23 protein-coding genes, 1 other RNA gene and 2 pseudogenes are annotated in these 25,345 nt (G+C 58.0%); 6 read left to right on the top strand and 20 right to left on the bottom strand.

Annotated elements, in window-relative coordinates; translation table 11 throughout:
* Positions 1-513: 513 nt before the first annotated feature.
* From ssrA to ftsE, 5 genes are all read right to left on the bottom strand, one after another.
* Positions 514-894, bottom strand: a transfer-messenger RNA (tmRNA) gene (ssrA, locus tag MHY13_RS08155).
* Positions 895-956: 62 nt separating this feature from the next.
* Positions 957-1,313 (bottom strand): DUF488 domain-containing protein, encoded by a 357-nt coding sequence (locus tag MHY13_RS08150; protein WP_239282795.1) that lies wholly within the window; start codon positions 1,311-1,313, stop codon positions 957-959.
* Entirely contained in the window at positions 1,306-1,809 is a 504-nt protein-coding gene (gene smpB / locus MHY13_RS08145) for an SsrA-binding protein SmpB (RefSeq protein ID WP_239282793.1), read from the bottom strand. The genes MHY13_RS08150 and smpB overlap by 8 nt, the downstream gene beginning before the upstream one ends.
* 44 nt (positions 1,810-1,853) lie before the next feature.
* Entirely contained in the window at positions 1,854-2,756 is a 903-nt protein-coding gene (ftsX, locus tag MHY13_RS08140; RefSeq protein WP_239282791.1) for a permease-like cell division protein FtsX, read from the bottom strand.
* Positions 2,753-3,442 (bottom strand): cell division ATP-binding protein FtsE, encoded by a 690-nt coding sequence (gene ftsE / locus MHY13_RS08135; RefSeq protein ID WP_239282789.1) that lies wholly within the window; start codon positions 3,440-3,442, stop codon positions 2,753-2,755. Before ftsE ends, ftsX begins: the two co-directional genes overlap by 4 nt.
* Before the next feature lie 108 nt (positions 3,443-3,550).
* Here ftsE and MHY13_RS08130 point away from each other — a divergent pair, with 108 nt between their 5' ends.
* Positions 3,551-5,170 (top strand): AbgT family transporter, encoded by a 1,620-nt coding sequence (locus MHY13_RS08130; protein WP_239282787.1) that lies wholly within the window; start codon positions 3,551-3,553, stop codon positions 5,168-5,170.
* Between the two features lie 83 nt (positions 5,171-5,253).
* Here the strand turns inward: MHY13_RS08130 and prfB are convergent, their stop codons facing one another.
* Entirely contained in the window at positions 5,254-6,357 is a 1,104-nt protein-coding gene (gene prfB, locus MHY13_RS08125) for a peptide chain release factor 2 (RefSeq protein ID WP_239282780.1), read from the bottom strand.
* 60 nt (positions 6,358-6,417) lie between these two features.
* On the opposite strand from prfB, the gene MHY13_RS08120 reads away from it, so the two are divergent.
* Both MHY13_RS08120 and hisN read left to right on the top strand, forming a co-directional pair.
* Positions 6,418-7,254: an inositol monophosphatase family protein gene (locus MHY13_RS08120; protein ID WP_005322319.1), complete on the top strand. Its 837-nt coding sequence runs from the start codon at positions 6,418-6,420 to the stop codon at positions 7,252-7,254.
* Positions 7,247-8,029: a histidinol-phosphatase gene (gene hisN / locus MHY13_RS08115; RefSeq protein ID WP_239282775.1), complete on the top strand. Its 783-nt coding sequence runs from the start codon at positions 7,247-7,249 to the stop codon at positions 8,027-8,029. The genes MHY13_RS08120 and hisN overlap by 8 nt, the downstream gene beginning before the upstream one ends.
* On the opposite strand, the gene MHY13_RS08110 is transcribed toward hisN, so the two are convergent.
* The 4 genes and pseudogenes from MHY13_RS08110 to MHY13_RS08095 form a co-directional block, all read right to left on the bottom strand.
* A complete protein-coding gene (locus MHY13_RS08110) occupies positions 8,026-8,286 on the bottom strand; it encodes a MarR family transcriptional regulator (protein ID WP_239282773.1) in 261 nt (86 codons plus the stop codon). The two genes, hisN and MHY13_RS08110, sit on opposite strands and share 4 nt — an antisense overlap.
* Positions 8,283-10,205 (bottom strand): annotated as a pseudogene (gene feoB, locus MHY13_RS08105) (ferrous iron transport protein B). Before feoB ends, MHY13_RS08110 begins: the two are co-directional and overlap by 4 nt.
* Complete coding sequence (locus tag MHY13_RS08100; RefSeq protein ID WP_239282771.1) at positions 10,205-10,513, bottom strand: FeoA family protein; 309 nt, start codon at positions 10,511-10,513, stop codon at positions 10,205-10,207. Before MHY13_RS08100 ends, feoB begins: the two are co-directional and overlap by 1 nt.
* Before the next feature lie 195 nt (positions 10,514-10,708).
* Positions 10,709-11,788, bottom strand: coding sequence for a S1 family peptidase (locus MHY13_RS08095; protein WP_239282769.1), 1,080 nt, complete (start codon positions 11,786-11,788; stop codon positions 10,709-10,711).
* A 149-nt stretch (positions 11,789-11,937) separates the two neighbouring features.
* Here MHY13_RS08095 and MHY13_RS08090 point away from each other — a divergent pair, with 149 nt between their 5' ends.
* Complete coding sequence (locus MHY13_RS08090; RefSeq protein ID WP_239282767.1) at positions 11,938-12,378, top strand: DUF1990 family protein; 441 nt, start codon at positions 11,938-11,940, stop codon at positions 12,376-12,378.
* Positions 12,379-12,683: 305 nt separating this feature from the next.
* Here the strand turns inward: MHY13_RS08090 and MHY13_RS08085 are convergent, their stop codons facing one another.
* The 10 genes and pseudogenes from MHY13_RS08085 to MHY13_RS08040 all read right to left on the bottom strand — a co-directional run bounded on the left by MHY13_RS08085 (position 12,684) and on the right by MHY13_RS08040 (position 21,146).
* Positions 12,684-13,505 carry a kinesin gene (locus tag MHY13_RS08085; RefSeq protein ID WP_239282765.1) on the bottom strand — a complete coding sequence of 274 codons (822 nt, stop codon included), beginning with the start codon at positions 13,503-13,505 and terminating at the stop codon, positions 12,684-12,686.
* Positions 13,506-13,529: 24 nt separating this feature from the next.
* Positions 13,530-14,342: an ABC transporter ATP-binding protein gene (locus tag MHY13_RS08080; RefSeq protein WP_239282763.1), complete on the bottom strand. Its 813-nt coding sequence runs from the start codon at positions 14,340-14,342 to the stop codon at positions 13,530-13,532.
* Positions 14,343-14,344: 2 nt separating this feature from the next.
* On the bottom strand, positions 14,345-15,328 hold the full coding sequence (locus MHY13_RS08075; protein WP_239282761.1) for an iron ABC transporter permease: 984 nt from the start codon (positions 15,326-15,328) through the stop codon (positions 14,345-14,347).
* Positions 15,318-16,250: an iron ABC transporter permease gene (locus MHY13_RS08070; RefSeq protein ID WP_239282759.1), complete on the bottom strand. Its 933-nt coding sequence runs from the start codon at positions 16,248-16,250 to the stop codon at positions 15,318-15,320. The genes MHY13_RS08075 and MHY13_RS08070 overlap by 11 nt, the downstream gene beginning before the upstream one ends.
* 29 nt (positions 16,251-16,279) lie before the next feature.
* A complete protein-coding gene (locus MHY13_RS08065; protein WP_239282757.1) occupies positions 16,280-17,152 on the bottom strand; it encodes an ABC transporter substrate-binding protein in 873 nt (290 codons plus the stop codon).
* Between the two features lie 201 nt (positions 17,153-17,353).
* Positions 17,354-17,716: pseudogene (locus MHY13_RS08060) on the bottom strand (ABC transporter ATP-binding protein); the annotation flags it as partial.
* Between the two features lie 99 nt (positions 17,717-17,815).
* Positions 17,816-18,109: a hypothetical protein gene (locus MHY13_RS08055; RefSeq protein WP_239282754.1), complete on the bottom strand. Its 294-nt coding sequence runs from the start codon at positions 18,107-18,109 to the stop codon at positions 17,816-17,818.
* 161 nt (positions 18,110-18,270) lie between these two features.
* Positions 18,271-19,032 carry a hypothetical protein gene (locus MHY13_RS08050; RefSeq protein ID WP_239282752.1) on the bottom strand — a complete coding sequence of 254 codons (762 nt, stop codon included), beginning with the start codon at positions 19,030-19,032 and terminating at the stop codon, positions 18,271-18,273.
* Complete coding sequence (locus MHY13_RS08045) at positions 19,025-19,399, bottom strand: hypothetical protein (protein ID WP_239282751.1); 375 nt, start codon at positions 19,397-19,399, stop codon at positions 19,025-19,027. Before MHY13_RS08045 ends, MHY13_RS08050 begins: the two co-directional genes overlap by 8 nt.
* Before the next feature lie 514 nt (positions 19,400-19,913).
* The gene (locus tag MHY13_RS08040) at positions 19,914-21,146 is read right to left on the bottom strand and encodes a tyrosine-type recombinase/integrase (RefSeq protein WP_239282749.1); all 1,233 of its coding nucleotides are present in this window, start codon (positions 21,144-21,146) and stop codon (positions 19,914-19,916) included.
* A 56-nt stretch (positions 21,147-21,202) separates the two neighbouring features.
* Between MHY13_RS08040 and MHY13_RS08035 the strand changes: the two genes are divergently transcribed.
* The gene (locus MHY13_RS08035) at positions 21,203-21,688 is read left to right on the top strand and encodes a hypothetical protein (RefSeq protein ID WP_144403109.1); all 486 of its coding nucleotides are present in this window, start codon (positions 21,203-21,205) and stop codon (positions 21,686-21,688) included.
* 365 nt (positions 21,689-22,053) lie between these two features.
* Positions 22,054-25,179, top strand: a complete 3,126-nt coding sequence (locus MHY13_RS08030) for a hypothetical protein (protein WP_239282747.1) — start codon at positions 22,054-22,056, stop codon at positions 25,177-25,179.
* Positions 25,180-25,345 lie beyond the last annotated feature (166 nt).

Genomic DNA, 25,345 nt, shown 5'->3' with positions numbered 1-25,345 from the left:
ACCGGCACACACCAACCAACAAACCACCTAGGTCTATTGGCAGACAAACCAATCAACACACAACCATGCACACAAAAAATAAAAAGTACATTGGCACACTATTGAGTTCTCAAACATCATCCGCACACCACAAAAAAATTAACCTACCGTTAACCTCTCGTTGGCGGCTCGTACAAACTTACTCAACTCAATGAACCCTGTCAAATCCTTGAACCAAGTCCGTACGAAATTCGCTCAAAAGTAACCTCCCGGCTACCTCGCGGCGACTTCGATTAATGTAGTCCAACCCCTCCAACAATGACAAATCCCCAGCACAGGTCGGATTTTTCGGAGCTTTCCCGCACTACATGCCGACTACTCCGCGCCAGAAGGCAGGATTCGGTGGGCGACTTAAGCCGTATAGAAGGCCCCCAACTCCACTGCGAGATTGCCTCCTCTCAGTGCTGCAGGAGAGGGTTCGCAGATCTAAAAGCCATTGCATGGAAAAAGGCCCCCGATTTCTCGGGGGCCTATCGGTGGAGCTGCCGGGAATTGAACCCGGGTCCTTCGTCACCTTGCCAGGGCTTCTCCGTGCGCAGTCCGCACAGAATCTCTGCTCGGCCCTCCGGATCGGGCGAACACGTCCGGATGATGGGACCAGTCACCAGTAAGAGTCCCGACTGGTCCTGATGACCCGGCCAGCCGGCTAGTTCCTTAGTCGATGCCAGGATCTAGGTCAGGAACGAAACCTAGGCTGACAGACACGCGTCGCTGTATTTAGGCAGCGAGGGCGTAGTCACGCTGAGAGTTCTTCTCTGCGTTTATTGGTTGCTACGACGCTTATACGGTGGTCGTTAGCCTGCACCGGCACGCTTCCCCTGGCGCAGTGCACGAAGTCGAAACCAAATCAACCCCATGCTGTAGGGACGGGATAGTGCATCTTCCCTACGGTTCGTTCAACACTACCCCACCCGCTTTTATTTCCTCAAGTGCTCCTCTAACCATTCCTTGAGGACTACCGCATGGTTGACCGTGCGGTTGGCGGCGGCGAAGAGGAGGGTGGCGTCGGCAAGCGCACGCAATTGGGCGAGCTCCTCGGAGTCATTGTCATCGAGCTCGGCCTTGTAACGGCGGGCAAACTCGTCGAAGCGCTCCTCGTCGTGATTCCACCACTTGCGCAGCTCGGGGCTCGGCGCGACGTCCTTGAACCACTCGTCGTAGGCCAAGTCACTCTTGGCGACGCCCCGGGGCCACATCCGATCCACCAGCACCCCAGTGCCATGGATGGTGTCCTCGCCCTTTACTACGTCGTGAACCTTCGCCGTCTTAAACATTGATGCCCTTCACGCGGCGGCCGAGCTCGCGGGAAATTTCGCGGTCTTGGTCGCGACGCTTAATATCCTCTCGCTTGTCGTAGTCCTGCTTACCTTGGGCCAGCGCGAGCGAAAGCTTCGCGTAGCCATTCTTGAGGTAGACCTTGAGCGGGACCAAGGTCTTATTGCCGTTGCGCACCTGCCCGTAGAGCTTGTCGATCTCGCGGCGGTGCAGCAAAAGCTTGCGGGTGCGCCGCGGGCTGTGGTTCGTCCACGAGCCCATGGAATATTCCGGAATGTGCAGGTTGCGCAGGTATACCTCGCCATCGTCGATGGTGGCGAAGGCATCATTGAGCGAGATTTTTCCCTCCCGCAGGGATTTGATCTCGGTGCCGAGCAGGACGATGCCACACTCGATTTCCTCGAGGATCTTGTAGTCATGCCGGGCCCGGCGGTTGGTAGCGAGCGTTGCTTCGCCGGATGCCGCCTTCTTGTTTTTCTTGCCCTTCTTAGCCATAGTTATGCCAGTGTAGTGCCCTTTTGACTGGCCCGGCAAACAGACTATTTGCGCACATAGGACCGCAGGGTGATATGGGCCGTGATGGCGGTAACCACCAGCGCCAGGAGGCCAACGAGAGGCAGGGCAATCCAGAGGTCGCCGGACTTCATAGGAGCCAGCAGCTGGGATTCATAAAGTCCCTGCAGGGACGGGTCTACCACTTGGGATTTGCCCAGAAAAATCCCGGCGCCACCCAAGACCACGCCGATGAGCGAGGCCAGGACTGCTTCCATGACGAATGGAGCCTGCGTCATCCACCGGCTCGCGCCCACCATGCGCATGATTTCCGTTTCGCGGGTGCGGTGGAACGCGGCGATCTGCACCATATTGGCCACCAAGAAGATGGCCGCCACGGACATCACGATGGCCAGCACGAAGGTGGCATTGCGGATAGAATCCAGGTTGCTTGCGGCATCGCGCACTTCTTGCTGCTGGTCGACGACATCCTCTACCGCCGGATTATCCCGAATCGCATCGATCGCAGAAGCGTCTTCTGGATCCTTCAGGCGCACGTGGAACGCTGCCGGCAGCGCATCAGGCGAGGTTTGTTCCACCATGACGGGATCGGTGTCTTGGAAAAGCTCCTTGAACCGCTCATAGGATTCCGCGCGGTTGCGGTATTCCACGGACTCGACGGAATCATCCGCGTCGAGCTGGCCCTGGAGATCCGCGCAGGCCGGGGTTAAGCAGTCCGGGTCACCAGCGGAAATATCCTCATTGAGCTGCACCATGACCTCGACGCGGTCGAGATAGATTTCCTTGGTGTCCTTGGTCAGGTTGGTCACCATGATGCCGGCGACGACGAGGCCTACCGCAATGGCGGTGGTAATAATCATGGCGATGGTCATGGTCAGGTTGCGGCCAAGACCCTTGGTAGCCTCGCGGAAAATAAAACCTAGCTTCATGCTTCCCCCTCGTACATCGCCTCGTGCTCATCGCGCACGAGGACTCCGTTGCGCAGCTCCAGGACACGCTTGCGGGCCTTGTTGACGGCGCGGGCGTTGTGGGTGGACATGACCACGGTGGTGCCACGGCGGTTGATGCCCAGCAGCAAGTCCATGATCTCGTCGGCGGTGGAGGGATCGAGGTTGCCCGTGGGTTCGTCGGCAAGCAGCAGCTTCGGCCGATTGACCACCGCGCGCGCGATGGCCACGCGCTGCTGCTCGCCACCGGAAAGCTCGTGCGGATACGCATCGCGGCGATCCTCTAGGCCCACCAGATCCAAGACCTGCGGGACCGAGGTGGAGATGCGGTACTTGCTCTTGCCAATAACCTCCAGCGCAAAGGCCACGTTTTGATATACCGTCAACTTGGGAAGCAGGCGGAAGTCCTGGAAGACATAGCCAATGGACTGGCGCAGCGCGTTGATCTGCTTGCCGGAAAGCTCATTGACGTGGAAATCATCGAAATAAATATCACCCTTGGTCACGTTGCTATAGCGCACCATGAGCTCCAGGAAGGTGGACTTACCGGAGCCGGACGGGCCGATGAGGAAGGCGAATTCGCCATCCGCAATCTCGAAGGACACCCCATCGAGCGCTGGGCGAGACTCGGCGGAGTAAGCCTTAGTCACGTTGTCGAATCTAATCACGCGAATCACTGTAGCAACTAAAGTTGACACCACGCTGTGAACTGTATTTAAGTAATGTGGTCTAAGACACTAATTTGTTCCGACCGATCGACAGGAAGTGCCGATACAATGGCCGAAACCGAAACTAAAGAAAAACCACGTTCTGCAAGCGGCTTCCTGGGCACTGTAGAAAAGATTGGCAATAAGCTGCCGGATCCATTCTGGCTCTTCGTCATCCTCGCAGCCATAGTCGCTGTGACCTCGTGGCTGGGGCACCTCATTGGCATGACCGCTGAGGACCCCAAGACCGGCGAGACCATCGAAGTAGAATCCCTGCTGACCACCGAGAATATCTCACGCATGGTTACTGATGCAGTGGAGAACTTCACCAGCTTCCCGCCGCTCGGCGTCATCCTTGCCGTGATGCTCGGCGTGGCCGTGGCGGAGCAGTCTGGCCTGCTTTCCGCGTTGGTGCGCGCGATGGTGACCAAGGTCAGCGCCAAGATGCTGACCTTCGTGGTGGCACTGGCCGGCGTGACCGGCTCCGTGGCCTCTGATGCCATTTACGTCATCCTGATCCCGCTGGGCGCAATGGCCTTCCACGCCGTGGGTCGCTCCCCCATCGTGGGCGCGATGGTGGCCTTTGCGGCATCGTCTGCCGGCTTTAATGCCTCGCTGATTCTGAATATCACCGACCTCCTGCTCGCGGGTATTTCCACCCCGGCCGCGCAGTTTGTGGCCCCAGAATATGAGGTCAGCCCACTGGCCAATATCTTCTTTGTCATCCCTTCTGCCGTGGTGCTCTCCCTCATCATTACCGCGGTCACGGAATTCCTCATGGTGAAAAAGGCTCGCGAATTGGTGGACCATGACCACATCAATTACGAAGAAGTCTCTTTTTCCAAAGCCGCCGGCGGCTCGTCCAACGAGGACGGGGAAGAGGAAGAATACGACTTCACCGATGATGAAGAGGCGATGCGCATCAAGCCCAACGAGCAGCGCGGTCTGATTGCTTCCGGCATCGCGCTCCTGCTCTTCCTTGCCGCCTTCTTTGCCCTGCTCTTTATCCCCGACTCCCCGCTGGCGAGCCAAGGGGATAGCTTCATGGAGTCGCCACTCATTAGCGCGATCGCGGTGCCGATCGCCTTGGCATTTTTGGTATGCGGCATCGTCTACGGCCTAGCAGCAGGCACCGTGAAGTCTTTTGCTGATGTACCGGAGTTTATGGCCAAGGGCATCGAGACCCTCGTTCCGATGCTGGTCCTCTTCTTCGCGGTGGCACAGTTCCTGGCCTGGTTCGAGTGGTCAAACTTGGGCGTGTGGACCGCGATTAAGGGCTCCGAGCTGCTCCAACACTGGTCCCTGCCGCCGCTAGTGATGTTTGCGGCACTGGTGGCCATGGTCGCACTGCTCAACCTCTTCATCACCTCCGGTTCCGCCCAGTGGGCCCTGATGGCCCCGGTCATCGTACCGATGATGATGTACGTGGGCGTCTCGCCTGAGGTCTCCCAGATGCTCTTCCGTATCGGTGACTCCCCGACAAATATCATCACCCCAATGTCGCCTTACTTCGCCTTGGCGTTGACCTTCCTGCAGCGCTATTACAAGCCAGCAGGCGTGGGTACTTTGATGTCACTGGCGCTGCCCTACTCACTGTGCATGCTGGTGGGCTGGTTCGCCTTCTTCGTCATTTGGTACCTCATCGGCATCCCGCTGGGACCGGGCGCGCCGATGGACTACGCGGGTTAGGTCCATAGAGATCAGGCCGAACTGAGGATTTTCTCCCCTCAGTTCGGCCTTTTTGCGTTCAATTCAGCCCGATCAGTATGGACCTAATCTTGGTCTTCTTGTTGCTGCATACGCCAGCGGATGCCGGATTCAAGGAAGCCATCGATATCGCCATCGAGCACCTTGGAGGGATCGCCCACCTCAAAATTGGTGCGTAAGTCTTTGACCATCTGATACGGGTGCAGCACGTAGGAGCGCATCTGATTGCCCCAAGAGGCGTTGCCACCGGCGCCCAACGCATCGAGCTCAGCTTGTTCCTCTTGGCGCTTGCGTTCCAGTAGCTTTGCCTGCAGCACGCGCATGGCCGAGGCCTTATTTTGAATCTGCGACTTTTCGTTCTGGCAGGTCACCACAATGCCGGTGGGAATGTGGGTCAGGCGCACCGCCGAGTCGGTGGTATTGACAGACTGGCCGCCCGGACCAGAAGAACGATAGACATCGACGCGCACCTCTGAATCCGGCACCTCAATCGAGTCAGTCTGCTCCACCACCGGAAGCACCTCTACCTCGGCGAAGGAGGTCTGGCGCCGCCCTTGGTTATCAAAGGGCGAGATGCGCACCAGGCGGTGCGCTCCCTGCTCCACGGAGAGCTGACCGTACATGTATTCACCGTGGACGACAAAGGTCGCGGACTTGATACCGGCCTCCTCCGCATAGGAGATGTCATAGACATCAACCTTGTGGCCGTGCTTTTCCGCCCAGCGCGTGTACATGCGCATGAGCATTTCGGCCCAGTCGGCCGCGTCCACACCGCCGGCACCGGAGCGGATATTGATAACCGCCTCACGCGGGTCATACTCACCAGAAAGCATGGTGGTGACCTCCAGCGATTCGATGGCAGACTCCAAGGAATCGAGCTCATCATCCGCCAGGGAGGTATCGCCCTCTTCTTCCGCGAGTTCGTACATCACGGGCATGTCCTCTAAGCGCCCGCGCAGCGATTCCAACTTGCGGACCTTGGCCTGCGCTGCGGAAAGCTCGGAGGTGATCTGTTGCGCGTGGGCGGGGTCATCCCACAGGGATGGGTCGCCGGCTTGGGCCTCTAGTTCCCGAATGCGGGCAGCCAAAGCCTCCGGGTCCATGACCTTCTCGATGGTGGTCAGGGTGGTTTCCAATTGCTTGAGCCGTGCTGTTACTTCGGGACGCATAGGCCCCAATCCTACCCACCCGGCCGGCATAATTAGCCATCGGCCGCGTTTAGGGTGACAATGGTGGGCATGGATCAAAAGCCGAGCTTGCAGGAGATGATCGACGCGGTCATCAAGACCTTCATTGTCGCGCACGCGGATGACGGGGATGCGCACCTTGCGCAGGCCCTTGTCTATAACGCCGGCCGCCTGGCCTGGCGCTTGCGCGAGATGGGCGTCGACGTAGAGCAAAAGACTTCTATCTCGGACGTTGTTACGGATGCGGACCGGGCGGCCGAGCGCTTCGTTGCGGGCGTGCTCGAGGCCGTGCGTCCGGAAGACGGCATCCTCGGCGAAGAGGGTGCGGCCCGCGAGTCCCAGTCCGGCCGCACCTGGGTCATTGACCCGGTCGATGGCACCTACAATTTCTCTTCCGGCTCCGACTATTGGTGCTCTGCGCTCGCGCTTACCGACGCCACCGGGATCACCCTCGGCGCCGTCCACCGCCCCGCCATGGGCTATACCTGGTTCGGCGGCCGCGACTACCCCACTTCCCTCGACGGGAAAGAGGTGGCTCGTCTAGAGGAGAAGCCGGCCGAGCAGATTTCACTATCCACGTATCTGCACCCAACCTCGCTGGTGGATGCGGATATCCGCGGGGCATGGCAGCGCGTGGCGGAAAACTTTGCTACAGTCCGTATGCTCGGTGCCGGTTCTGTTGACCTGTCCTCCGTGGCCGATGGCACATGGGGCGCATGGATGCAGCATTCGGTGGCGGATTGGGATTGGTTCCCCGGCAAAGCCCTCGTGGAGGCGGCCGGCGGTGCTGCCCGCAAGGTAGAGGCCGGCGGCGTCGAATGGTGCTTGGCCGGCAATAAACAGGTAGTGGATCAGATGGAGGATTGGCTCCGTGGGTAAGTTCAAAGAAGACTTGGGTCTCGCGCTCGAGCTGGCGGGCCATGCCGATGTGGTGACCATGCATCGTTTCGAGGCCGCCGATCTTTCTGTCAAGGAAAAGCCGGATATGTCTCCTGTATCGGATGCAGATCTCACCTGTGAGAAGCAGATCCGCGAATCTCTCAAGCGCTCCCGCCCGCGCGATGAAGTGCTAGGCGAGGAATACGGCGGCGAAGCCTGCTACAAGGGCCGCCAGTGGGTCATCGATCCCATCGATGGCACCAAGAACTTCGTACGGGGCGTGCCTGTCTGGGCCACGCTCATTTCCCTCTTGGAAGACGGCGAGCCGGTAGTATCTGTCGTTTCCGCCCCTGCCCTGCGCCGCCGCTGGTACGCGGCCAAAGGTGCCGGTGCTTTCCGCGTATTCGGCGGTGAGCCGAAGCGCTTGGGCGTTTCCCACGTGGAAAAACTCGCCGATTCTTCTCTGGCAATGAGCTCGCTGACCGGATGGGCCGAACGCGGCCTGCGTGATAAATTCCTCGAGCTGACCGATAAGACGTGGCGCCTGCGCGGCTACGGTGATTTCTGGTCCTATTGCCTTGTGGCCGAAGGCGCAGTAGACATCGCCGCCGAGCCGGAGGTTTCCCTGTGGGACCTCGCCGCGCCCTCCCTCATCGTGACCGAGGCCGGCGGTACTTTCACTGACCTTGAAGGAAACCCCGGACCGCATGGCGGATCCGGCGTAGCCTCCAACGGACTGCTTCATAAACACGCCCTCGCCGCGCTACAGGGCTAGGGTCTTCTCCGCAGCTGGAGCAGCACCGGACCGCGGCGCTTCACCGCTGCTCCAGAACATCCCCCTGCCTGCGCGCAACTGCCGCAGCCGCCGGTGGGGCACATGGTAAGCGATTCCCGCACCAACTCTGCACTGCGCTCAAGGTGGGCAAGGATGATTTCAACGGTCCCCTGCCCTAACCCAGTTGCTTTCGCAATCTCGGCCGGGCTGGAATTTCCCTGTGTAATGGCCTCTTTTACCTGCTCCGTGGGGCTCATAGGAAGACCTTGAGGACTTGAAAGACAGCTACCGCCAAGATCCAGGCGGTGGCGAGCTGTAGGGCGAAGCCGATGAGTGTCCACTTCCAACCTATTTCTCGCCGCTGCGCGGCTACCGTGGCCACGCACGGGGTATAGGCCAACAGGAATACCATGTACGCCCATACTGCCGCGAGCCCGTGCCCGCCAGAGGCCGCATCAAAATCAGCGCGGATATGGCTGGCCAAGGGGGATTCTGCTTGCTCTTCCGGTGCATCGTCAGTGACGTCTTCGACCGCGTAGGTCTGTGCCCACGTAGAAATGAGGGTTTCCTTGGCCACAAATCCGGTAACCAAAGGGCCGGTTAGAGACCAAGAATCAAAGCCTGCCGGGGCAAAGACGGGAGACATTGCCTGAGCAACAGCCCCATAGGCGGAATCCTGTGGCGGCACTGCCTCTTCGTTAAAGGAGTGCCCGCCGGTGACCGAAATGGACATGAGCAGCCAGATGACTACCACCGTGGCCACGATGATGCCGCCTGCGGTATGCAAGAAGCCCTTGAGGCGCACCCACATTACTGAGATGGTGAGTCTAAACGTGGGCAGCTGATAGGCCAGAAGGTCAATAACGAGGGCTTCGGCAGGCATGGCTCGCCACACCTTGCGGCGCAGCGCGAGCCCCACTATCACCACCAGCGCTATGGAGAGCACGTACATGACAAAGACCGCGGAACCGGCATGAGCAGGGAAAAAGACCTGGGCCAGCATCATAAATACGATAAGGCGCGCCGAACAGGAGGTGAAGGGAATAAGCAGGCAGGTGAGAATGCGATGGCGGACGTCGCCAAGCACGCGCGTAGCCGAGATTGCCGGAACATTGCAGCCATAGCCCACCACGATAGGTATAAAGGCCTTGCCTGGCAGGCCAATGGTGCGCATGACGCGGTCCGTAACCACGGCCGCGCGAGCCATATAACCGGAATCCTCCAGCACAGCCAGGCACAGGAACATCAGGGCAAGAAGCGGCGCGAAAGTGAGCACCATGCCCACCCCGCCGATAAGGCCATCGACTACTAAGCCCGAGACCAACCAGTGTTCCGGCAGGACGCTGCGCGCGCCATCGGAGACCGGACCGGTGATAAATGCTTCCAATCCGTCCTGTAGTGGACCCGCGACAGTAGTGGTGATGAAGAAGACGGCCCACATCACCGCTAGAAATAGAATCGGACCGAGCACTGGGTGCAATACCACGCGGTCTATGCGCTGGCTGAGCGGTTCGCCGGCGTCCGTTCGCGAAACGGCAGCCTTTTCCGCCGCATCCAAATCCGCAAAGCGCTGGTCTAAGTCGGCATTGGGCCGGATGGTTCGCGGCTCGGTACGCATTGCGCGGGCAACGGCGCCTTCGAGCGCATCTAAGTTTTCGCGCCGCCGACCGTTCACGCTCACCACTGACATGCCCACCGCGCGTGAAAGCGCGGCCGCATCAATGCTTACGCCCTGCTGCTTGGCGATGTCTTCCTTGGTCACCCCAATCACTACCCGGTACGGGTGCTCCGCGATCTGGAAGGCCAGGTTCAGTCCGCGCGCCGGCGCAGTGGCATCCACGAGCACTACCACCACATCTGGGCGCTCACACGGCGGGGCCTCCACGAGCATATCCCGGGTAAATTCCTCGTCTGGGCTCATTGGATCCAATGAATACGCACCGGGGAGATCAATGATGTCAAAGGCCTCTGGCTGCGCATCCCACAAGCCACGGCTTATCTCAACGGAAGTGCCCGGCCAATTTCAGGTTTGCACCTTCGCTCCAGTGAGCGCATTGAACAAGGTTGATTTACCGGAATTTGGAGCCCCAACCAATGCGAGGACCGGCGTTCCTTCCTTCGCAATACGCATGGAGGAGGTGGAGTGACAGCTCGGCGCAGCGGTTTTCCGTGCCATTATGCTGCCACCGGGATGACTTCGAGCTGACGTAGTGTAGCCGCATCCACTGCATAGCGGGCGGTGCCTACGGTAACTAAGCGGGCGCCGCCGGCTACCTTGCGGCCAATCTGTACGCGCGCACCCGGGCGGAAACCTAATTCCCGCAAACGCAGTGCCAGCGCCGGCTGCTCGTCGATGGCATGCTGCAAGCAGCACTCAGGAAGTTCCACCAAAGCGTCCACCGGCGCCTGATCGGCGCGCAGGCACTCGGATTTTTCACATCTCGGTTGGCGCCGGGTACGGGATAATAGGGACAGCTGCAACATCGCGCGGTTACCTCGGTTCTTTTAGGCCGGCTTCTGCCGTGTGATTAGCCACACCTAAGTAGCTACTAGATAAGGCTAACCTTAGTCCGCGCAAGCATTTCACACAAGAGCCGATTAGTTGTGATTATCAGCACCGGCCAGCGACGCAAAAAGCCCGCTCCCCAAGGCGGGGAGCGGGCGAATGGCTCAGTACAACTAGTCTTCAGGCAGCGTGAAACCGGCACCTACGCCATCGCGGCGGTTTATATCCGCCAAAACCGCATCCATATTGGTGGCAGCGGTCGGGTTATGAACCGGCCCCTGCAATGGGGTACGGCACGGGAAATTCACCGGCAGGAATCCACCGGAAATGGAACCAATGAGTCGGCCATTGACAAGCAACGGCGCACCAGAATCACCCATCATGGCGCAAACTTGGTTTACCTGAATCTTCTTTGCCTGCTGATAGGTAATGCCGCAGGTCTTGCCGGTGGCAACCCCCTGCTTGCACACCTGCTGGCCCGGCTTGACGCCACCGCCTAGTTCATTGACGGTTACGCCATTGTAGGAACGGGACACCGTAGCCTTGGAGCCGAACTCAATGACGGCGTAGTCCAAGTCCTCGTTCTTAGACACCACGGTGCCCGTCGGGCCGATTTGCTCCGAATCAGCGGAGGTAACTGGGTCACCCACATTGCCGCAGTGGCCAGCGGTCAGCCCCACCTTGCGACCGCCACTATCGTTGCCCGCCGCGGTCAGAGTACACATCGTCGTGTCATTGACGTAGAGCGGGGTACCTGGACCATAGAGGGACTCACCCTGATTCATGGCTGCAACAGACTCTTCTGGAATGCGTGGGGCATCAAACATGGAACCCGGCACACGGTGTAGGACGTAATCAGCCTGTGGCTTTCCCGCGGCTACCTTGGAAAATCCATCATTTTTCCACTTATAGTTCGGATTGGTGCCCTTCGGCTTAAACTCCGGCTGGGTAGCCTGCTCCGCTAGGCCGATGGGATTCGGATTAGTCAGCGGCTCCGCGTACTGCGCATGCTGCTGTGCCACGTCCTGTGCATTGCGTACAGAAGCATCTACAGCATCGGTAACATTTTTATCCACCTGCGGGGTCTGGATGCCGATCCCCGCTAGGTCATCGCGGACCTGGTTAATAATCCCTGCGGAGTCAAAATCCGGTTGGGGCATTTCCTGGGCGCCTGCGGCCGGGGAACCCAGGAAAAACGCACCAGCGAAAGCCGAGCCCACCAGGACTTTCTTAAGGTGCGGAATGCGAAGCATCAAGGTACCTACTTTCAGTTGTCAACATCGTGCAAGCTCGATACTGGCACGAAAAGATTGTGGAAACAGCAAACTCTTGTGACTGTGTCCAAGCCGTTATATTTCTTCCAGAATTCGGGGGTGATCACCCCTCCCCTATCATGGAGAACATGCCCACACCGCTTTCTTATACCGATACCTCCGGCTTCCCCCAGCTGCATATGTCGCGGGTAATCGATGCTGACTTTGACACCGCCGCACACCGGCTTTTCCGCTGGTCAATACAACGCAGTGGTCTCTTCCGCGTGCACCCCACCCATGATGTTGTTGAGCCCGGCGCGGAGGTCACCCTCGGCTTGGGGCCATTGAATTTTCGCTGCCGGGTTGTCGATGTCTTCCACGAAGACGGCCGCTGCGGGTTCACCTACGGCACCCTCCCTGGACACCTCGAGCGCGGCGAGGAGACCTTCACCCTTGAGCGTCTGCGCGATGGTCGCACGGTATTGCTTATCGACGCCGCCTCAGAGCCCTTCCTCCCCTTCCTGCGCCCCCTTGTGGACGTGCCGAGGCGCCTGCTTATCAGCAGGCTATATCTCCACGCGCTGGACTAAGCGGTAACAATAGCTGTAGCCACCTTGCCTTTAAGCTGTCCGTTCCACCTTTTTGTGGTGCTCACCAGGAATTGAACATCAGGTCATACTGGGAGCGGCAGCGCCTTAGGACAGCCGTGGGTTCGTTGACAAGCAGCACCTGTGGGTCCCTTAGTAAAGGTGCAGCTTTTCTACCCCATCAAATAAGGAGGACCTCTCTGCCTCTGCGGCATCCACAATGGATCGGACGAATGCCGAGTGTATTCCGATCAAAAAAGCCGCCTCCTCATAAGGAGACGGCCCTTTAATCCGAAGCAAACGTGGATTTAATTCTTGCGTTTATCCTCGATGGATTCGCGAGCATCACGAACGGCGCCCTTGACGCGATCGAAGAAGCCGCCCTTCTTCGTGGTCTCTTCTTGGTATTCGTGAGCCTTGTCTTCCACGAATCCCTTCGCTCGCTGGAAGGCATCACCTACGGCGCTACCTGCCTCCGATGCTTTCCCCTTCAGCTGGTCCAAACGCTCATTGCCAACCTCGCCGGTGACGTCATCTGCTTCGTTGCGGTCATCGCCAGACATCTCTGGATCTACATCCAGATCATTGACGGAGGTAGGGGTCTCGCCCGAGGCTTCCAGATCAATGTTTGGCTGCTGTGGGGCAGAACCAATGTGTTCTTCCTTTGCCTCACCTACGATGTGCTGGCTCGGTGCATAGTCCGCGTTGTTCTCATCCAGCGCTTCCTGCAGGTCCGGCTGCTGTGGGGCGGAACCAATGTGCTCTTCCTTTGCCTCACCTACGATGTGCTGGCTAGGCGCGTAATCCGCGTTATTCTCATCCAGCGCTTCCTGCAGGTCCGGCTGCTCTGCGGCCTTGCCAACATGTTCTTCCTCCGCACCAGCGACAACGTGGTTCTGCGGCTCATACTTGCTTGCGGTGGGCTCATCTTCGTCCGCAGATGGCTTACCGACCGGCTTGGACAGGCCGGCAGCGCCTGCGGCGCCCGCAGCAGCTGCACCAGCAGCGACACCCGCAGCCGCCCCGGAGGACTTGTCAGACTTAGCAGCTGAAGACACAGAATCCTCAGAAGCTAAGTACTTGTATTCGTTACGGTCCAAGTCGACCTCGTGGCCTAGTTCGTTCGCCATTGCTACTTACTCCTTTAAATAGATTTATCTTCTTCCTTCTAGGGTTCCAGAAAATTCAGGAGCGTGCACGGAAATGGGTATGGGAAAGCGTCGACCGGTGGAGGGATCAGTCATCTCTAAACACTCAACATGGAAGGTTTCGCGTACGAGTTCAGCGGTCATCACCTCCTCGGTGGCCCCTTCGGCCACAATGCGCCCCTCACGCATGGCTACGATTCTATCGGCGTAACGCGCGGCATGGACCATATCGTGGACCACCATGACCACTGTGGCCCCGGTGCCATTGAGGTCTCGAATCAGATCCAAGATGGACAATTGGTGCGCGGGGTCGAGGTAAGTAGTCGGCTCATCAAGCAAGGTAATTGGTGTTTCTTGGGCCAAAGTCATAGCGAGGAAGACACGCTGGCGCTGACCGCCGGAAAGGTCTGCCGCGGGGACGTCGAGAAGCTCGCTCACCCCAGCACGCGAGGCAGCTCGCTCAACCGCTGCATGATCTCCTGCCCGCATCGTCGCTAGCGCCCCTGTATAGGGATAGCGGCCGTAGCCGATGACGTCGCGCACTAGTACCCCTTCCGGAGCCGCGGGGTGTTGTGGCAGGAAAGAAACTTCACGGGCAAAGGCACGCGAGGAATACTCACTAATTTTTTGGTCCGCGAGGTACACCACGCCCGCGCTGGGCGTGAGTTGGCGGCCCAAGGTTTTGAGAAGCGTCGACTTGCCGCAGCCATTCGGCCCGATCAGAGCCGTTACTTGACCGCTAGATAAGTGCAGATTTACATCTTTGACCACATCGGGGCCACCGTAGCCCACGGTTAATCCGCTACACGTCAGTGTCATGTCTAGCCTCCGTTTCGCACTCGGGTCAGCCGAGTCAATAGGAAAATGAAATAAGGTGCGCCAATCAGCGCGATGAGCGCGCCAACGGGGATTTCCGTGGGAGCGAAGGCCCAGCGACCGAACGTATCGCATACAGTCAAAAGGACCGCGCCGCCTAGGGCCGCCACGGGCATTTGCCGGCGCAGGTTTGCACCAACAATCAAACGGGCAGCATGTGGGACGATGAGCCCGGCGAAACCCAAGACACCAGCCGCGGCGACTCCCGCGGCGCCGAGGATAACGGCCAGGGCTACTGCTATTAGGCGCCACGCCTTGGTGCTCACTCCGATGCCGGCCATGGTGGAATCATCCAGCGCGAGCATATCCAGGTGTTTTGCTACCACCATCGCGATGGTTAGGGCGAGAAGGATAAAGGGGGCAACAATAGTGGCGTCGCCAAGCGAGCGGGCGTAAAGCGAACCTTTCAGCCATGTCATGGCCGCTCCTGCTTCTGGCGCGGCGCGCACCAAGAGCAGTTCAGTGATGGCACCCAGCCCAAAAGATACCGCCACCCCGGTAAGGGGCAGGCGCACCGGATCGCTTGCCCCGCGTCCGGCGAGAAGGAGAACCAACCCAGTTCCAGCCAATGCACCGATAAAGGCGATCAAGGTCAGCAGGTGGGCCGGCAGGGCGCCTGCTCCCATGAGTACCGAAACGGCCGCGAGTCCGCCGCCGGAGGTAATACCCACCGTATCTGGTGCGGCCAAAGGATTGCGTAGCGCGGACTGCAATAGACAGCCAGAAACGGCCATGGCAATACCCGCGCAGATTCCCACCAAGATCCGCGGGGCGCGGTACTTCCAGATGAGCGGCTCTCCGGTAACGAAGGCGGTTATCACCTCGCCCGGCGGTTTCATCACCGCACCGACGCCCATGCCGATGATTGCGCTCAACGCCAACGCCAGGATGAGTCCTACTAGCACCCCAACAAATCTCTTATGCCGCATGCTTCCTCCTCCCCAGCGCATGGACGGACCACAACACTAATGGCATGCCAGCCAAAGAAGTCACGATGCCCACTGGGGTCTCGGCCGGCACCCAGATTGCCTGGCCAACCGAATCGGCCACCAAAAGCACCGCTGCTCCAATAATTCCAGCCACGCACAGCCCCATGCGGTGGTGGGGGCCGCACACCCGCCACGCTACGGCCGCGGCCATCAACCCCAAGAAGCCAATCGGCCCAGTTGCAGCTACGGCCGGAGCAATAAGCACTACCGCCGCCACAATGGCCGCCAACCGAATGCGCTCCGGCTTCGCGCCTACAGCACCGGCCACGGCATCGCCTGCTACGAGCAAGTCCAGCGTTTTTGCACCGACTAAGGTCAAGGGAACCACGACCAGCACAGCGACCAGCGCGGGCATAATATCGCTTAGGCGTACACCGGCAAGCCGGCCAGAGAGCCATGACATCACCGTCGCCAGTTGAGCTTCATCTATCACCAGAAAAATGGAGGTCAAGGCGCTACACAGCGCGGAAACGGCAACGCCCACGAGTACCATGCGCTGGATCGCACCGCTCTTGCCGACGCCCACCGTCACCCCCACAGCAATCCCCGCACCCAGCAGCGCACCGGGCAGCTGGTCAACGCTCGAGGTTTCGCTCCCAAAAAACATTGCGGTTGCGACTGCGCCGAGCGCCGCACCGGAGTTCACACCAGTGATGGACGGATCGGCGAGCGGATTCGCGGTTGCCGTGCGCAGCAATAACCCACCTACACCTAGTGCAATACCGACCACCGTGGTAGCAAGGAGACGGTCAAAAGCCACGCTATGCAGCTCTTCTTCTAACCACGGGGTATCAACTGGCACCTGAACATGGCGGAGCCGCCACCACCACACAAAGGCAGCGGCAGCGGTTGCAAGGACCAAGCAGACGCTGGCTTTAGTTCGAGGTGCCACTACTTTTCAGCGGCGATAATGTCATCGAGCATATGCTCGGCGGAAAGTGGCCCGCGAGCGCGCGACCAGATATCTTGGTCTACCTCTACGATGTCACCGCTGCCCTTGGCATAGGGCGTCTTTTTAAACGCTTCGACGTCCTTGTACATAAAGACTCGGTCAGCCTTCATTCCAGGGAGCTTATCGCCGGTCAGTTCCGCTACATCAGTCTTAGATTCGATAGAAGACTTCTCGCCTTCGAAGGCATAGTCATAGCCCACTTTACTCAGTAGCGACTGGGGGAAAGAAGGGTTGACCCAGGTATAGAGCATCTCGCTGGACCAGCCAGCCACGACCGCACGACTCCCCGGCTTTACCGTGTCCTTGGTCTGAGCAATCTTGTCCTCGATGCGCTGACGGACATCTTTAGCCTTTTCCTCTTTGCCGAGTTTGGCCGCGATCTCATCCATCGAGTCCAGCACGTCCGAGTAAGTTTCATCTGGGTAGGATTCCGTCTGCGCAATCTCTTCCAGCTGTGGCATGATATCAGCTTGACGGGTAGGGCTAGCCAGGATTAGGTCCGGCTCCAAGGACTGGATCACCTCTAGGTTCGGCTGCTTGGCCTGGCCCACAGAGGTCGCCTGCCCCAGCTGCCCTTTCAAAGTGGTCGGTGCCTCCGACTTACCGATTTCCACGATTCCCACTGGGTCCACATCGAGGGCCTTGAGAATTTCCTCGTAGCGCCAATCAAGCGCCACAACTCGCTCGATCTTCTTTTTTCCGTTTCCTTCAGAAGAAGAATCAGAAGAACACGCGGCAAGGCCCACGCCTAGGGCTAAGGTGGCTACGAGTGCGATAACCGCACGCGTTTTAGTGAAGTCTCTCTTTTGCATAGGCTTACCTTAGCTTTATAAGGGTTTACTGTCTAGAGCCTGATTGCTTCCCTCTCCATGACAGACCATGCAGCCACAGGATGAGTTCCATGAGGGATAGCGGTGAGGAGCGGAAACCGAAATCCGCTCTAGCCACGATCATCTACAGCCTCTGCGAACGAACTCCAAACTGCGGTCTTTGGTGTTCATCTTTCGAATGCTCTAGCCCTTGAGCACAGCGCGGGAAACGATGACGGGGGCGTCGCTGAAAGGATCGTCCCAGATTTCTACATCGATACCGTAGGCTGCGGCTAAAATATCCTTCCGCAGTGCTTCCTTGGGAGTCCCCTGGGCTATGACCTCGCCGTTGTCCATAACCGCCCTGGTGTCGGAGTACTGACCAGCCAACATGTGGTCGTGCAGCACAACAACGACTGCCTTGCCAGCGCGGGCTTGCTTGCGAACGAGCTCCAAAACACTACTCGCGTGGGCGGGTTCGAGGAAGGTCGTAGGCTCGTCGAGCAGCGGCACCGGCGCGCCCTCAGCCAGAGCCAGTGCAAGCCGTGCCCATTGCCGCTGGCCGCCGAAGAAAACGAAAATGGCCCTCATCGGCGAATGGGGAGCAGTTCATCAATCTAGAGGGGCTAACTGTAATTGGCCTTACAGCGGTTCCATATCTATAGGCTATGCGAAGTTTCCATAGCCAGAAATTGTGCTCACCCATAAGAACGCTGATACGACGAAAGCTGCGGCGAATGTGAAGGCAAAAGCACGCCATGATCGGTCGCTAAGCCGATCCTTTTTCAACATGTAGACAAACATGGCTAATACACCCAACGCCACCAATGAAGGTAGAGGTAGCCCATAGAAGACGAAAGGTATTGGAAGCCATGTGGACAGGAGCACTCCGCCATAAAGGGTTCCGACGCCCAAGACAATTCCAAGAAGTATTCCCGGAATGATCGTTCTTTCTTTCACAACAAATTCCTTACCAATCAGTTTATCTTGATCAGGCCACCGTTTTTAGCCTGCGCATGACATTCATGGGCCTGACCCCCGGAAAGTAGACACGCCGGGGGTCAGGCCCCCCAGTTTTCTATCTCCAAAGTAAACAGAACCAAACCGCTTTTGAGTGGCAGCTAGATAATCGGTGATTGTGAATTGTAGAGCCAGGCCACGATGTGGTTTTCGGCTTGTCTCGCGGACGGCAGTTTGTCGAGATGGCGGTCTCCGTTATGGTTCGTGAGAAGAAGCGGGAAGTAGTTTCCCTTGGCATTGAACTTGACCTGGAGGGTCTCGCCGTGCGAATTCTGGTACGTAACGAAGCCAGCGGACGGAGTTTCCGACAAGTGAGTCAGCCACTTGGGTACGGCTTTGGCAGAGGCGTAACGTTGCTCGCCCAATACGGTAGACGAGGTGGAGATGTCAGTGGTTTCGTCGCCTTCCAAGATCGGAATGCCCAAATGCGGGACCGAAATGGCGATGCCCTGGTGGAGGCCGAGCTCTGAAAGTTTTCGGGCGTCGCTCGAGAGATTTTCCGTGGGGATGTCGATTTTGGCTAGGCCGGGAGCTGGTGGTTCAACCTGCGCCAACTGCGCAATTCCGTCGAGTGCCGCCATAGACTGAGGTGTATCTTCGAGGGCGGTGATGGCCAAGTTGAGAGACTCGCGCTGCGACGTACTCGCCGTGTACAACTCGAGCGAGTCGGACTGATTCACTGAATCCAGCAGGATTCCGAGTATTTCGCCTTGGTAGGCGTAGATGGCCTCATCGATGGCGGTGGTGTCATGAATATTGCTCAACAGATGGTGGAGGTGCTCGGCGGCATCCGAGTCCATGGATTGGTCGTAAACTCTCGCATACAGTCGCCCGATGAGCAGCAGTGCGGAATCGCTATGCATAGTCTTTGGCTCCGTAAAAGTCGAAGGGGTACGGATGGCTGGTCTTCCCGGCGAGGGGGTTTCGATCCTTTGGAGCGGAAAGCCATCCGGTGATGGCGCTGAGCACTTCGGCAGGCAGGCGCACTTCTTCCCCTTCTGCTGCAGCGAACCTGTAGCTGAGGGCGCCGGTTTTGTCAGCGTTTCCGTCAAGTCGCTCGGCCAGCTCGAATATTGTCAGCGCAGTGATATCTGCAACGAATCTGATTGCGTCATCAGATGACAGGGGCCCTGTTTCCTGGATTCGCGTGTGAAGCTGTTCAATGGTTGGCGTGACGACGTCTTCGAGGTTCGATTGAAATTGCGTCAGCTGTTCGTTGGTGGGCTGCATTAACACTCTTATAACACTCCAGGGTTCCACGGGATATTTGTAGGTTGAGACAAGCCTTGTTGCTTGAGCTTCTCGATACCATAATCGGTTAGTGCTTCCGCTTCAGATTGGCTGAATCCGACCGAGGTGTGTGCCTCTACCTCGATGGCTCTCACGTCGTTCCAAGTATAGGTATCGACGTCAGGATCGAAATTCTTGGCAAAATCATCATATCCGCGTCATTGTGCTGCAGTGATCTCTTTGTGAAGCGCAGATCCGGTTGCGGGATTGCGCGGTTCAGGATTTTGAGCCTAGTGCACCAAATGGCGCTTTCAGCATAAAACGAGAAAGACCCCTACCAGCGTTTCCACTGGTAGGGGCTTGGAAGTTGGTAGCGGGGGCAGGATTCGAACCTACGACCTCTGGGTTCTCACCCTCAAGTTCGAGCCACCTGCAGTTATTACCCTTTTACCTGCTGATTAGAGAGGTATAAGCATACTGGGCCTTACTGCGCCTTACCGCAGATTACCGACTCTTAAGTCCCGTTTTGAGTCCCACTTTCTTCACCGAGATTCAAGGCTCCCCGCATAGCGTCGACATCAGTCCAATCCGTGTAGTTGCGCGTGTTCACGTCGACGTCATGCCCGAAGTAGGCTGCACGCACCTGGGCGGGCACCCCTCGCGCGATGGCCCGGTTATTGAGCACCGTGCGCCAGTCATGGGATCTCATTAAAGCGATGTGGTCGTCCTGGACCTGCGCGCCGACATCTTTAAACAGAACCGCTGACGCTTTCACGGCGTTGTCGGTGCGCCAGTGCGCCTGCTTGTCTCCTGGCGAAGGGATCAGTGGGTCGGTCGTTCCTAGTCCGTCGAGCCGGTTTAACCAAAACTTTTCGACACGCTTGTCCAGGAACGGGATAGAACGGCCTCTGTGCGTTTTGGATTGATCAGATGTAATGCTGATCGCGATTTGCCCATTAGCGACTTTTACAGATTGTCTCGTCGCCGCCAGCGCCTCTGAGATGCGAAGTCCCGTCCCCGCTTGTAGTAGTGCCAGCGCAACCACGTTGCCATGTTTTGCGATGGAGCTTGCTCGTCTGTCCGTACCCGGTGGTAACGGTCTGGCCGTATCGCGTGCAATGAGATGGTCTACAACGGCGTCGTATTGTGCGTTCGTCAGGGCGTGACCACCTTGCGGTTTATTGCCCTTCTTGACCTCGCCGAGGTCGATACTGATTCCGCGTAACGGGTTGTGGTCGATAACGCCCTCGCGGATGAGTTGATCCAGAATATACTTGCTCACGACAGTACGGGCCTGCCGTGCGGATTCCGACCCGTTTGCGGTGGCGATGGCCTGCAATGCGCGTTCGAGAGTTCGGAATTTCACAGCCTCGCCAATGGCATGTTTTCCAAGCTGTGCTTCGGCCTGTTTCAATGCGAGCTCATACCGGGCGCGCGTGTTCGGCCGCAGCCGTGCCGCCTGGATGGCCGGCTTAGAAACGTCGGTAATGAACGCCGAGAAGTTCTTACTCTTATCCCAATTGGTCGACGTCGAGTTGAGCTTGCTGTCCCGCTTCTCGACGGCAATTCGCCGGAATTCCCCCTTTGTCCTTGCCCGGATTGTCGGGCGGTAAGTCGTTCCGTCCCATAGTCGGACGGTGATTTTCGCTTCGTATGGACCACGCGGCGGCAAAGCATCAACGACGCGATCGATGGAATCTTCCCCAGGGCTTAGTTTCGTTCTGGCGGCACGTATTTGCTTGGACATACACACCACTATAGACCCACTTTTGTAATAGGTACGAATTTGTTATCATTGCTGGTATGGATCCTTCAGAACGTCCTGCAAAATGGTCTACCGACGACGTCGCGCGTAGACGCCAGGAAGTGCTGCGCACGTTGGTTGACGATAACCACACGCTTTATGTTGACGCTCTCGATTTGTTCACTCCCCCACTTTCCCGCGAGGAGGTGACACAGCTCTTGCTTACCGCCCTTGAAACTTACGGTGAAATCCGCGCCGTAGCTCGTGAACTAAGGTATCTGGACGCCATTGTGAAGAACGATACGAAAGGCCGTCAGAAGCGACACCCGCGTCTGCACGATGCGCGCAAACACCTCCTGGCACGACTCGAGCTCCTGGAGAACGAAGCCGATCAAACGTTGCCGTTCACCTTTTACCGGCCTAGCACCGGACGACGCTTCGCCGCAGGTGAAGGACTGACGATGGATCTTATCGACCCTGTACCGGACAGTGTCGTGGCTACGATGTTTCCGCCGATCTTTGATTTGTCCTCACAAGTAGGGTAAAATGTAATCAGCCGTACTTGAGACGGTTGGCCACCGAGGCACCGGGCAGAATAAAAGCCCAAGGTTTGCAACTCGGATATGCAGGCCCCCAAAGCGGATAACCGCTAGGCCGGGGCCCTTTCAGCATGTCTGGAGCAAACCTTGAAAGGTGTTTCTAATTTAAAACTGGTCGATCATGCCGAGCCTATTGCGGTTAAAAGTTCGGTAGCGGCATCCCTGATCGGGATTGCCCCTCAAACTCTCAACAACTGGCGTGTTCAGGGCAAAGGGCCCAGATACGCCAGCGTGGGTGCCAACCTCGTCGTCTACAGAATCGCCGATATTGAGGCGTGGCTAGATGGGCGTGTTGTCGGTGGTGAGAGGCCATGACGACAGCGAACGAGTCGTGGAGCATAGAGATCTCCCCCAAGGACGCGCCCGACACGGTGCGTCATGAGCATGAACTCATCGAGCTTGACGTGAATGGCACCGAGTGGCAATCACGCCTCGTCGACACTGCCGTCGACGTTCCTGGGCGTTCTGACCCGTCGTACTTCACCGTTTTGGTACGTCGTGAACCTCGATCTGTGGCTAAGGTCTCGGAGACCTTGGCCACGATTTCAGGCAGTTCTACGGACGTTCCTGCTGGTCAAGACCCTAAAGTCGTTTCAGGCCAAAATCCCCTAGGGGAGAGACAGAATGGCCGGGCCGGAGCGCCCGGTCGTCGTGGCTCCGCAGCAGCGGTGGATGCCGATGCGGTTGCAGGGGTTAATGATGGCGACTCAGAGTGTGTCGCTGACCCGTCTCGTGCCGGTGACGGTCCTGTGGAGTTTGGAGCGCTTCCGACGGTGCGGTCTATGGGTACTGGTCGCATGGCGCATGTGGTCGGCTTTGATACCGAGTTCACCTACGCCGAAGGCGACGTCACTAAGCGCACCATCGATAGTTACCAGTTCGCGTGCACCGATCCACTCAACGATGACGTTCTTGTGGAGGTTGTCGTGTTGCCGCTGGCAGGTGATCGCATCTATTTGGAGGATGCGCTGTATGTGGTTACCCTTGCTGCGGGTCTACATGTGTTGGCGCGTGGCAAGGGTCCGCAGATTGATCCTCGCGGCGTTCTAGTTCGTGATGTGCGTTGTGATGACGCTGATGACCGGTTTGATTATATCGCCACCCGCGATGCAGTGTTCAAGAGGTCGATCCCTCTGGTGTTGGCGTGCCATTTTGCGAACGCCGATTTGACCGCATTTCGCAGGCCCCCGGTTCAACGTAGTGGTGGTGGGAAGTACAACGACGTGCTGCACCGTGTGACATCGGCTTCGGGCGGTTTGGTTTCTTTGCAGCCTGCCCGGTTCATGCGCAAATCTGGTAAGGGTTCTAATAGCTACCGTTGGCTGCCGTTTTCGTTGCTGGTGCGTGACACGATGTGTCAGTCGGCTCCGGGGCAGAAGAGTCTTGAAGTCCTCGGTGACGTATGTGGTGTGCCGAAGCTCGATGTGGGCGTTGCCATCGAGGACATGACCGCTATGCGCGGTGACGATCTGCTGACGTTCCTCGAATATGGGGTAAACGACGCTGTCATCGTGGTCGAGTATCTGGCAATGTTGTGGGGTCTTAACGTTGTGCCTCCTGTCACTCTGTCTGGTGCCGGTGCGAGCGCTGTTCGTGACGGCATCATGCAGTACATGGGTGCTTCCTCTAAGAGAGACTTCCTCATACAGTTCCGTGGATTGGTGGCTAAGACTGATCCGAGTGCATCCGAGGAGCATGACGACCTGTCGTACTACGCCAGTCGCGAGCTTGTGCCTGTCGATGGAGATGCCAACCAGTCTCACACTGCGTTCAAGATGTCGTTCCACGGCGGTTGGAACAGCTGCTTGTCACCGGGTTATCACCCATATCCAACGTTCGACCATGACATCCAGTCTGCGTACCCGTCCGCAATGGCATCGGTGATCGATGTTGATTACGAGACCGGCTGCATCGAGGAGGTCTTGAAAGACCGGGAACTCACGCTCGATGATTTCCCCCTTGGGCCTATTACACCTGTCGTCGCCTATGTCAGTTGGGACTTTCCACCCGATGTGAAAGTCCCTTGTCTGCCAACGGTTGAGGGTGATTGCGTGTTGTATCCACGTACATCGCACGGTGCAGGTGCCGCGCAGGGTGACGATGTTGGTGAGTACGCGGGCTTTCACGGTGCTTGGTGTGCTGGGCCTGAGCTGTATCTCGCATTGATGTTGGGGGCGGCGGTGCGAGTGCAAATCGGTTATCGCATGAGGTTGCTCAATAATGCTGACGGTTCTCCGTCGATGTCACTGCGCTTCGCCCTTAAGCAGATGGTTGCTGATCGTGCGACTGCGAAGAAGGCGTTCGGCAAAGGGTCTCCTGAGGAGTTGATGGTGAAGGTTGCCACGAATTCCGTGTACGGAAAGTTGGCTCAGGACGTCTCGGAGCGCAACGGCTGGGACGCATGGGCCGAGCAGATGGAGTCCATCGGTGGGTCATCTGTGACTTCTCCCTATCACGCGTCTATGACGACATCGCTTGTCCGCGCGCTTCTTCTGGCGATGGCCAACACGATTCCGATCTTGTCGGTCACGACCGACGGCTTCATCACCTCGGTTGAGGAGATCGAGCACTTCGATTGCTTTGGCATCGCCGACGTGTTTCGGGACGCGCGCCAGGCTCTTGTCGGTGATCCGACTGTCTGGGAAATCAAGCACCACCAAGATGACCTCGTGAATCTTTCTACGCGCGGCAATGTCTCCCTACATGACCACGGAGTTTTAGCTAAGGCCGGGTTGAAGGTGCCAGAGGGGATTGAACGAGGGACTATCGATGAGCGTCGTTGGTTCCGTGACGTGGCTCTGACGCGCGAGGGCAAAATACCGAACCCGTACACGTCTTTCCCTCCCTTCCGTGAATTGTCGAGGTCTGTGAATCGGGTGGACTTCCACCCCGTGGACCTCACGCCTGCGGTGTCCGCCTTGGACTTCGACCTCAAGCGGGAACCGTTACGGGACTCGCTTCGGGTGGACATCATTGACGGTAACGAGATGGCTGGGTTTGAAACTCGTGCCTGGGATTCGATTGATGACTACAAGCGTGCTCGTGGGATTGCTGGTCACATGCAGTTGGTTCGGTATGGGACAACCGGTGATGACCGGCCTACCGGATGTCTGCGCACGGGTCGCGATTGGGATACATGGTTTAGGCGATTTGAGTCTGCTCGGGGTCGTCGTATCCGTACTGCTGACGGTGCCCTACTCACTGAACTCGTTGCCGCGCATAAGGCCGGTCTCGTCGTCGTTGACCGTTTGGCTGTTCGTGTTTCCGTGGCTCAGAAGGTGGATTGGTTGTCCTCTCTGGGGATGGGTGAGTTTACCCGAGCGCAGTGGGATCACATGAGCAAGAAGGATCGGCGTTCGACGGTGCTACGCGATGCCGATATGGATGCTGTTCGTGCCTTTGCCGATGAGCTGAATCGCGGTGATGGCTATGTCTAGCACCCCTCCCCCTGGTCGGTTTGGTATGAAGCTTTCTCGCGGCCCTCCTATAGGCACTTTTATCGTCACAGAGACGCTAACCATGCAAGCAACAGCACCCCAGCTAAGTCTTGAACCATCGGGTGCTTAGACCGAGTTCCCGATGGCACCAATACACCGCAACCCA

This window comes from Corynebacterium sp. ACRPE (assembly GCF_022347435.1).
GTDB classification, from domain to species: domain Bacteria; phylum Actinomycetota; class Actinomycetes; order Mycobacteriales; family Mycobacteriaceae; genus Corynebacterium; species Corynebacterium tuberculostearicum_D.
The sequence above is the reverse complement of the archived record's forward strand: the minus strand, read 5'-3'. Positions and strand labels throughout refer to the sequence as shown.

What these genes read in the sequence shown, in the direction of transcription:
- MHY13_RS08150 (WP_239282795.1), bottom strand. Translation starts at nt 1,313, where the DNA reads ATGTTTAAGACGGCGAAGGTTCACGACGTAGTAAAGGGCGAGGACACC.
- smpB (WP_239282793.1), bottom strand. Translation starts at nt 1,809, where the DNA reads ATGGCTAAGAAGGGCAAGAAAAACAAGAAGGCGGCATCCGGCGAAGCA.
- ftsX (WP_239282791.1), bottom strand. Translation starts at nt 2,756, where the DNA reads ATGAAGCTAGGTTTTATTTTCCGCGAGGCTACCAAGGGTCTTGGCCGC.
- MHY13_RS08130 (WP_239282787.1), top strand. Translation starts at nt 3,551, where the DNA reads ATGGCCGAAACCGAAACTAAAGAAAAACCACGTTCTGCAAGCGGCTTC.
- prfB (WP_239282780.1), bottom strand. Translation starts at nt 6,357, where the DNA reads ATGCGTCCCGAAGTAACAGCACGGCTCAAGCAATTGGAAACCACCCTG.
- MHY13_RS08120 (WP_005322319.1), top strand. Translation starts at nt 6,418, where the DNA reads ATGGTGGGCATGGATCAAAAGCCGAGCTTGCAGGAGATGATCGACGCG.
- MHY13_RS08110 (WP_239282773.1), bottom strand. Translation starts at nt 8,286, where the DNA reads ATGAGCCCCACGGAGCAGGTAAAAGAGGCCATTACACAGGGAAATTCC.
- MHY13_RS08100 (WP_239282771.1), bottom strand. Translation starts at nt 10,513, where the DNA reads ATGTTGCAGCTGTCCCTATTATCCCGTACCCGGCGCCAACCGAGATGT.
- MHY13_RS08095 (WP_239282769.1), bottom strand. Translation starts at nt 11,788, where the DNA reads ATGCTTCGCATTCCGCACCTTAAGAAAGTCCTGGTGGGCTCGGCTTTC.
- MHY13_RS08090 (WP_239282767.1), top strand. Translation starts at nt 11,938, where the DNA reads ATGCCCACACCGCTTTCTTATACCGATACCTCCGGCTTCCCCCAGCTG.
- MHY13_RS08085 (WP_239282765.1), bottom strand. Translation starts at nt 13,505, where the DNA reads ATGGCGAACGAACTAGGCCACGAGGTCGACTTGGACCGTAACGAATAC.
- MHY13_RS08080 (WP_239282763.1), bottom strand. Translation starts at nt 14,342, where the DNA reads ATGACACTGACGTGTAGCGGATTAACCGTGGGCTACGGTGGCCCCGAT.
- MHY13_RS08075 (WP_239282761.1), bottom strand. Translation starts at nt 15,328, where the DNA reads ATGCGGCATAAGAGATTTGTTGGGGTGCTAGTAGGACTCATCCTGGCG.
- MHY13_RS08065 (WP_239282757.1), bottom strand. Translation starts at nt 17,152, where the DNA reads ATGCAAAAGAGAGACTTCACTAAAACGCGTGCGGTTATCGCACTCGTA.
- MHY13_RS08050 (WP_239282752.1), bottom strand. Translation starts at nt 19,032, where the DNA reads ATGCATAGCGATTCCGCACTGCTGCTCATCGGGCGACTGTATGCGAGA.
- MHY13_RS08045 (WP_239282751.1), bottom strand. Translation starts at nt 19,399, where the DNA reads ATGCAGCCCACCAACGAACAGCTGACGCAATTTCAATCGAACCTCGAA.
- MHY13_RS08040 (WP_239282749.1), bottom strand. Translation starts at nt 21,146, where the DNA reads ATGTCCAAGCAAATACGTGCCGCCAGAACGAAACTAAGCCCTGGGGAA.
- MHY13_RS08035 (WP_144403109.1), top strand. Translation starts at nt 21,203, where the DNA reads ATGGATCCTTCAGAACGTCCTGCAAAATGGTCTACCGACGACGTCGCG.
- MHY13_RS08030 (WP_239282747.1), top strand. Translation starts at nt 22,054, where the DNA reads ATGACGACAGCGAACGAGTCGTGGAGCATAGAGATCTCCCCCAAGGAC.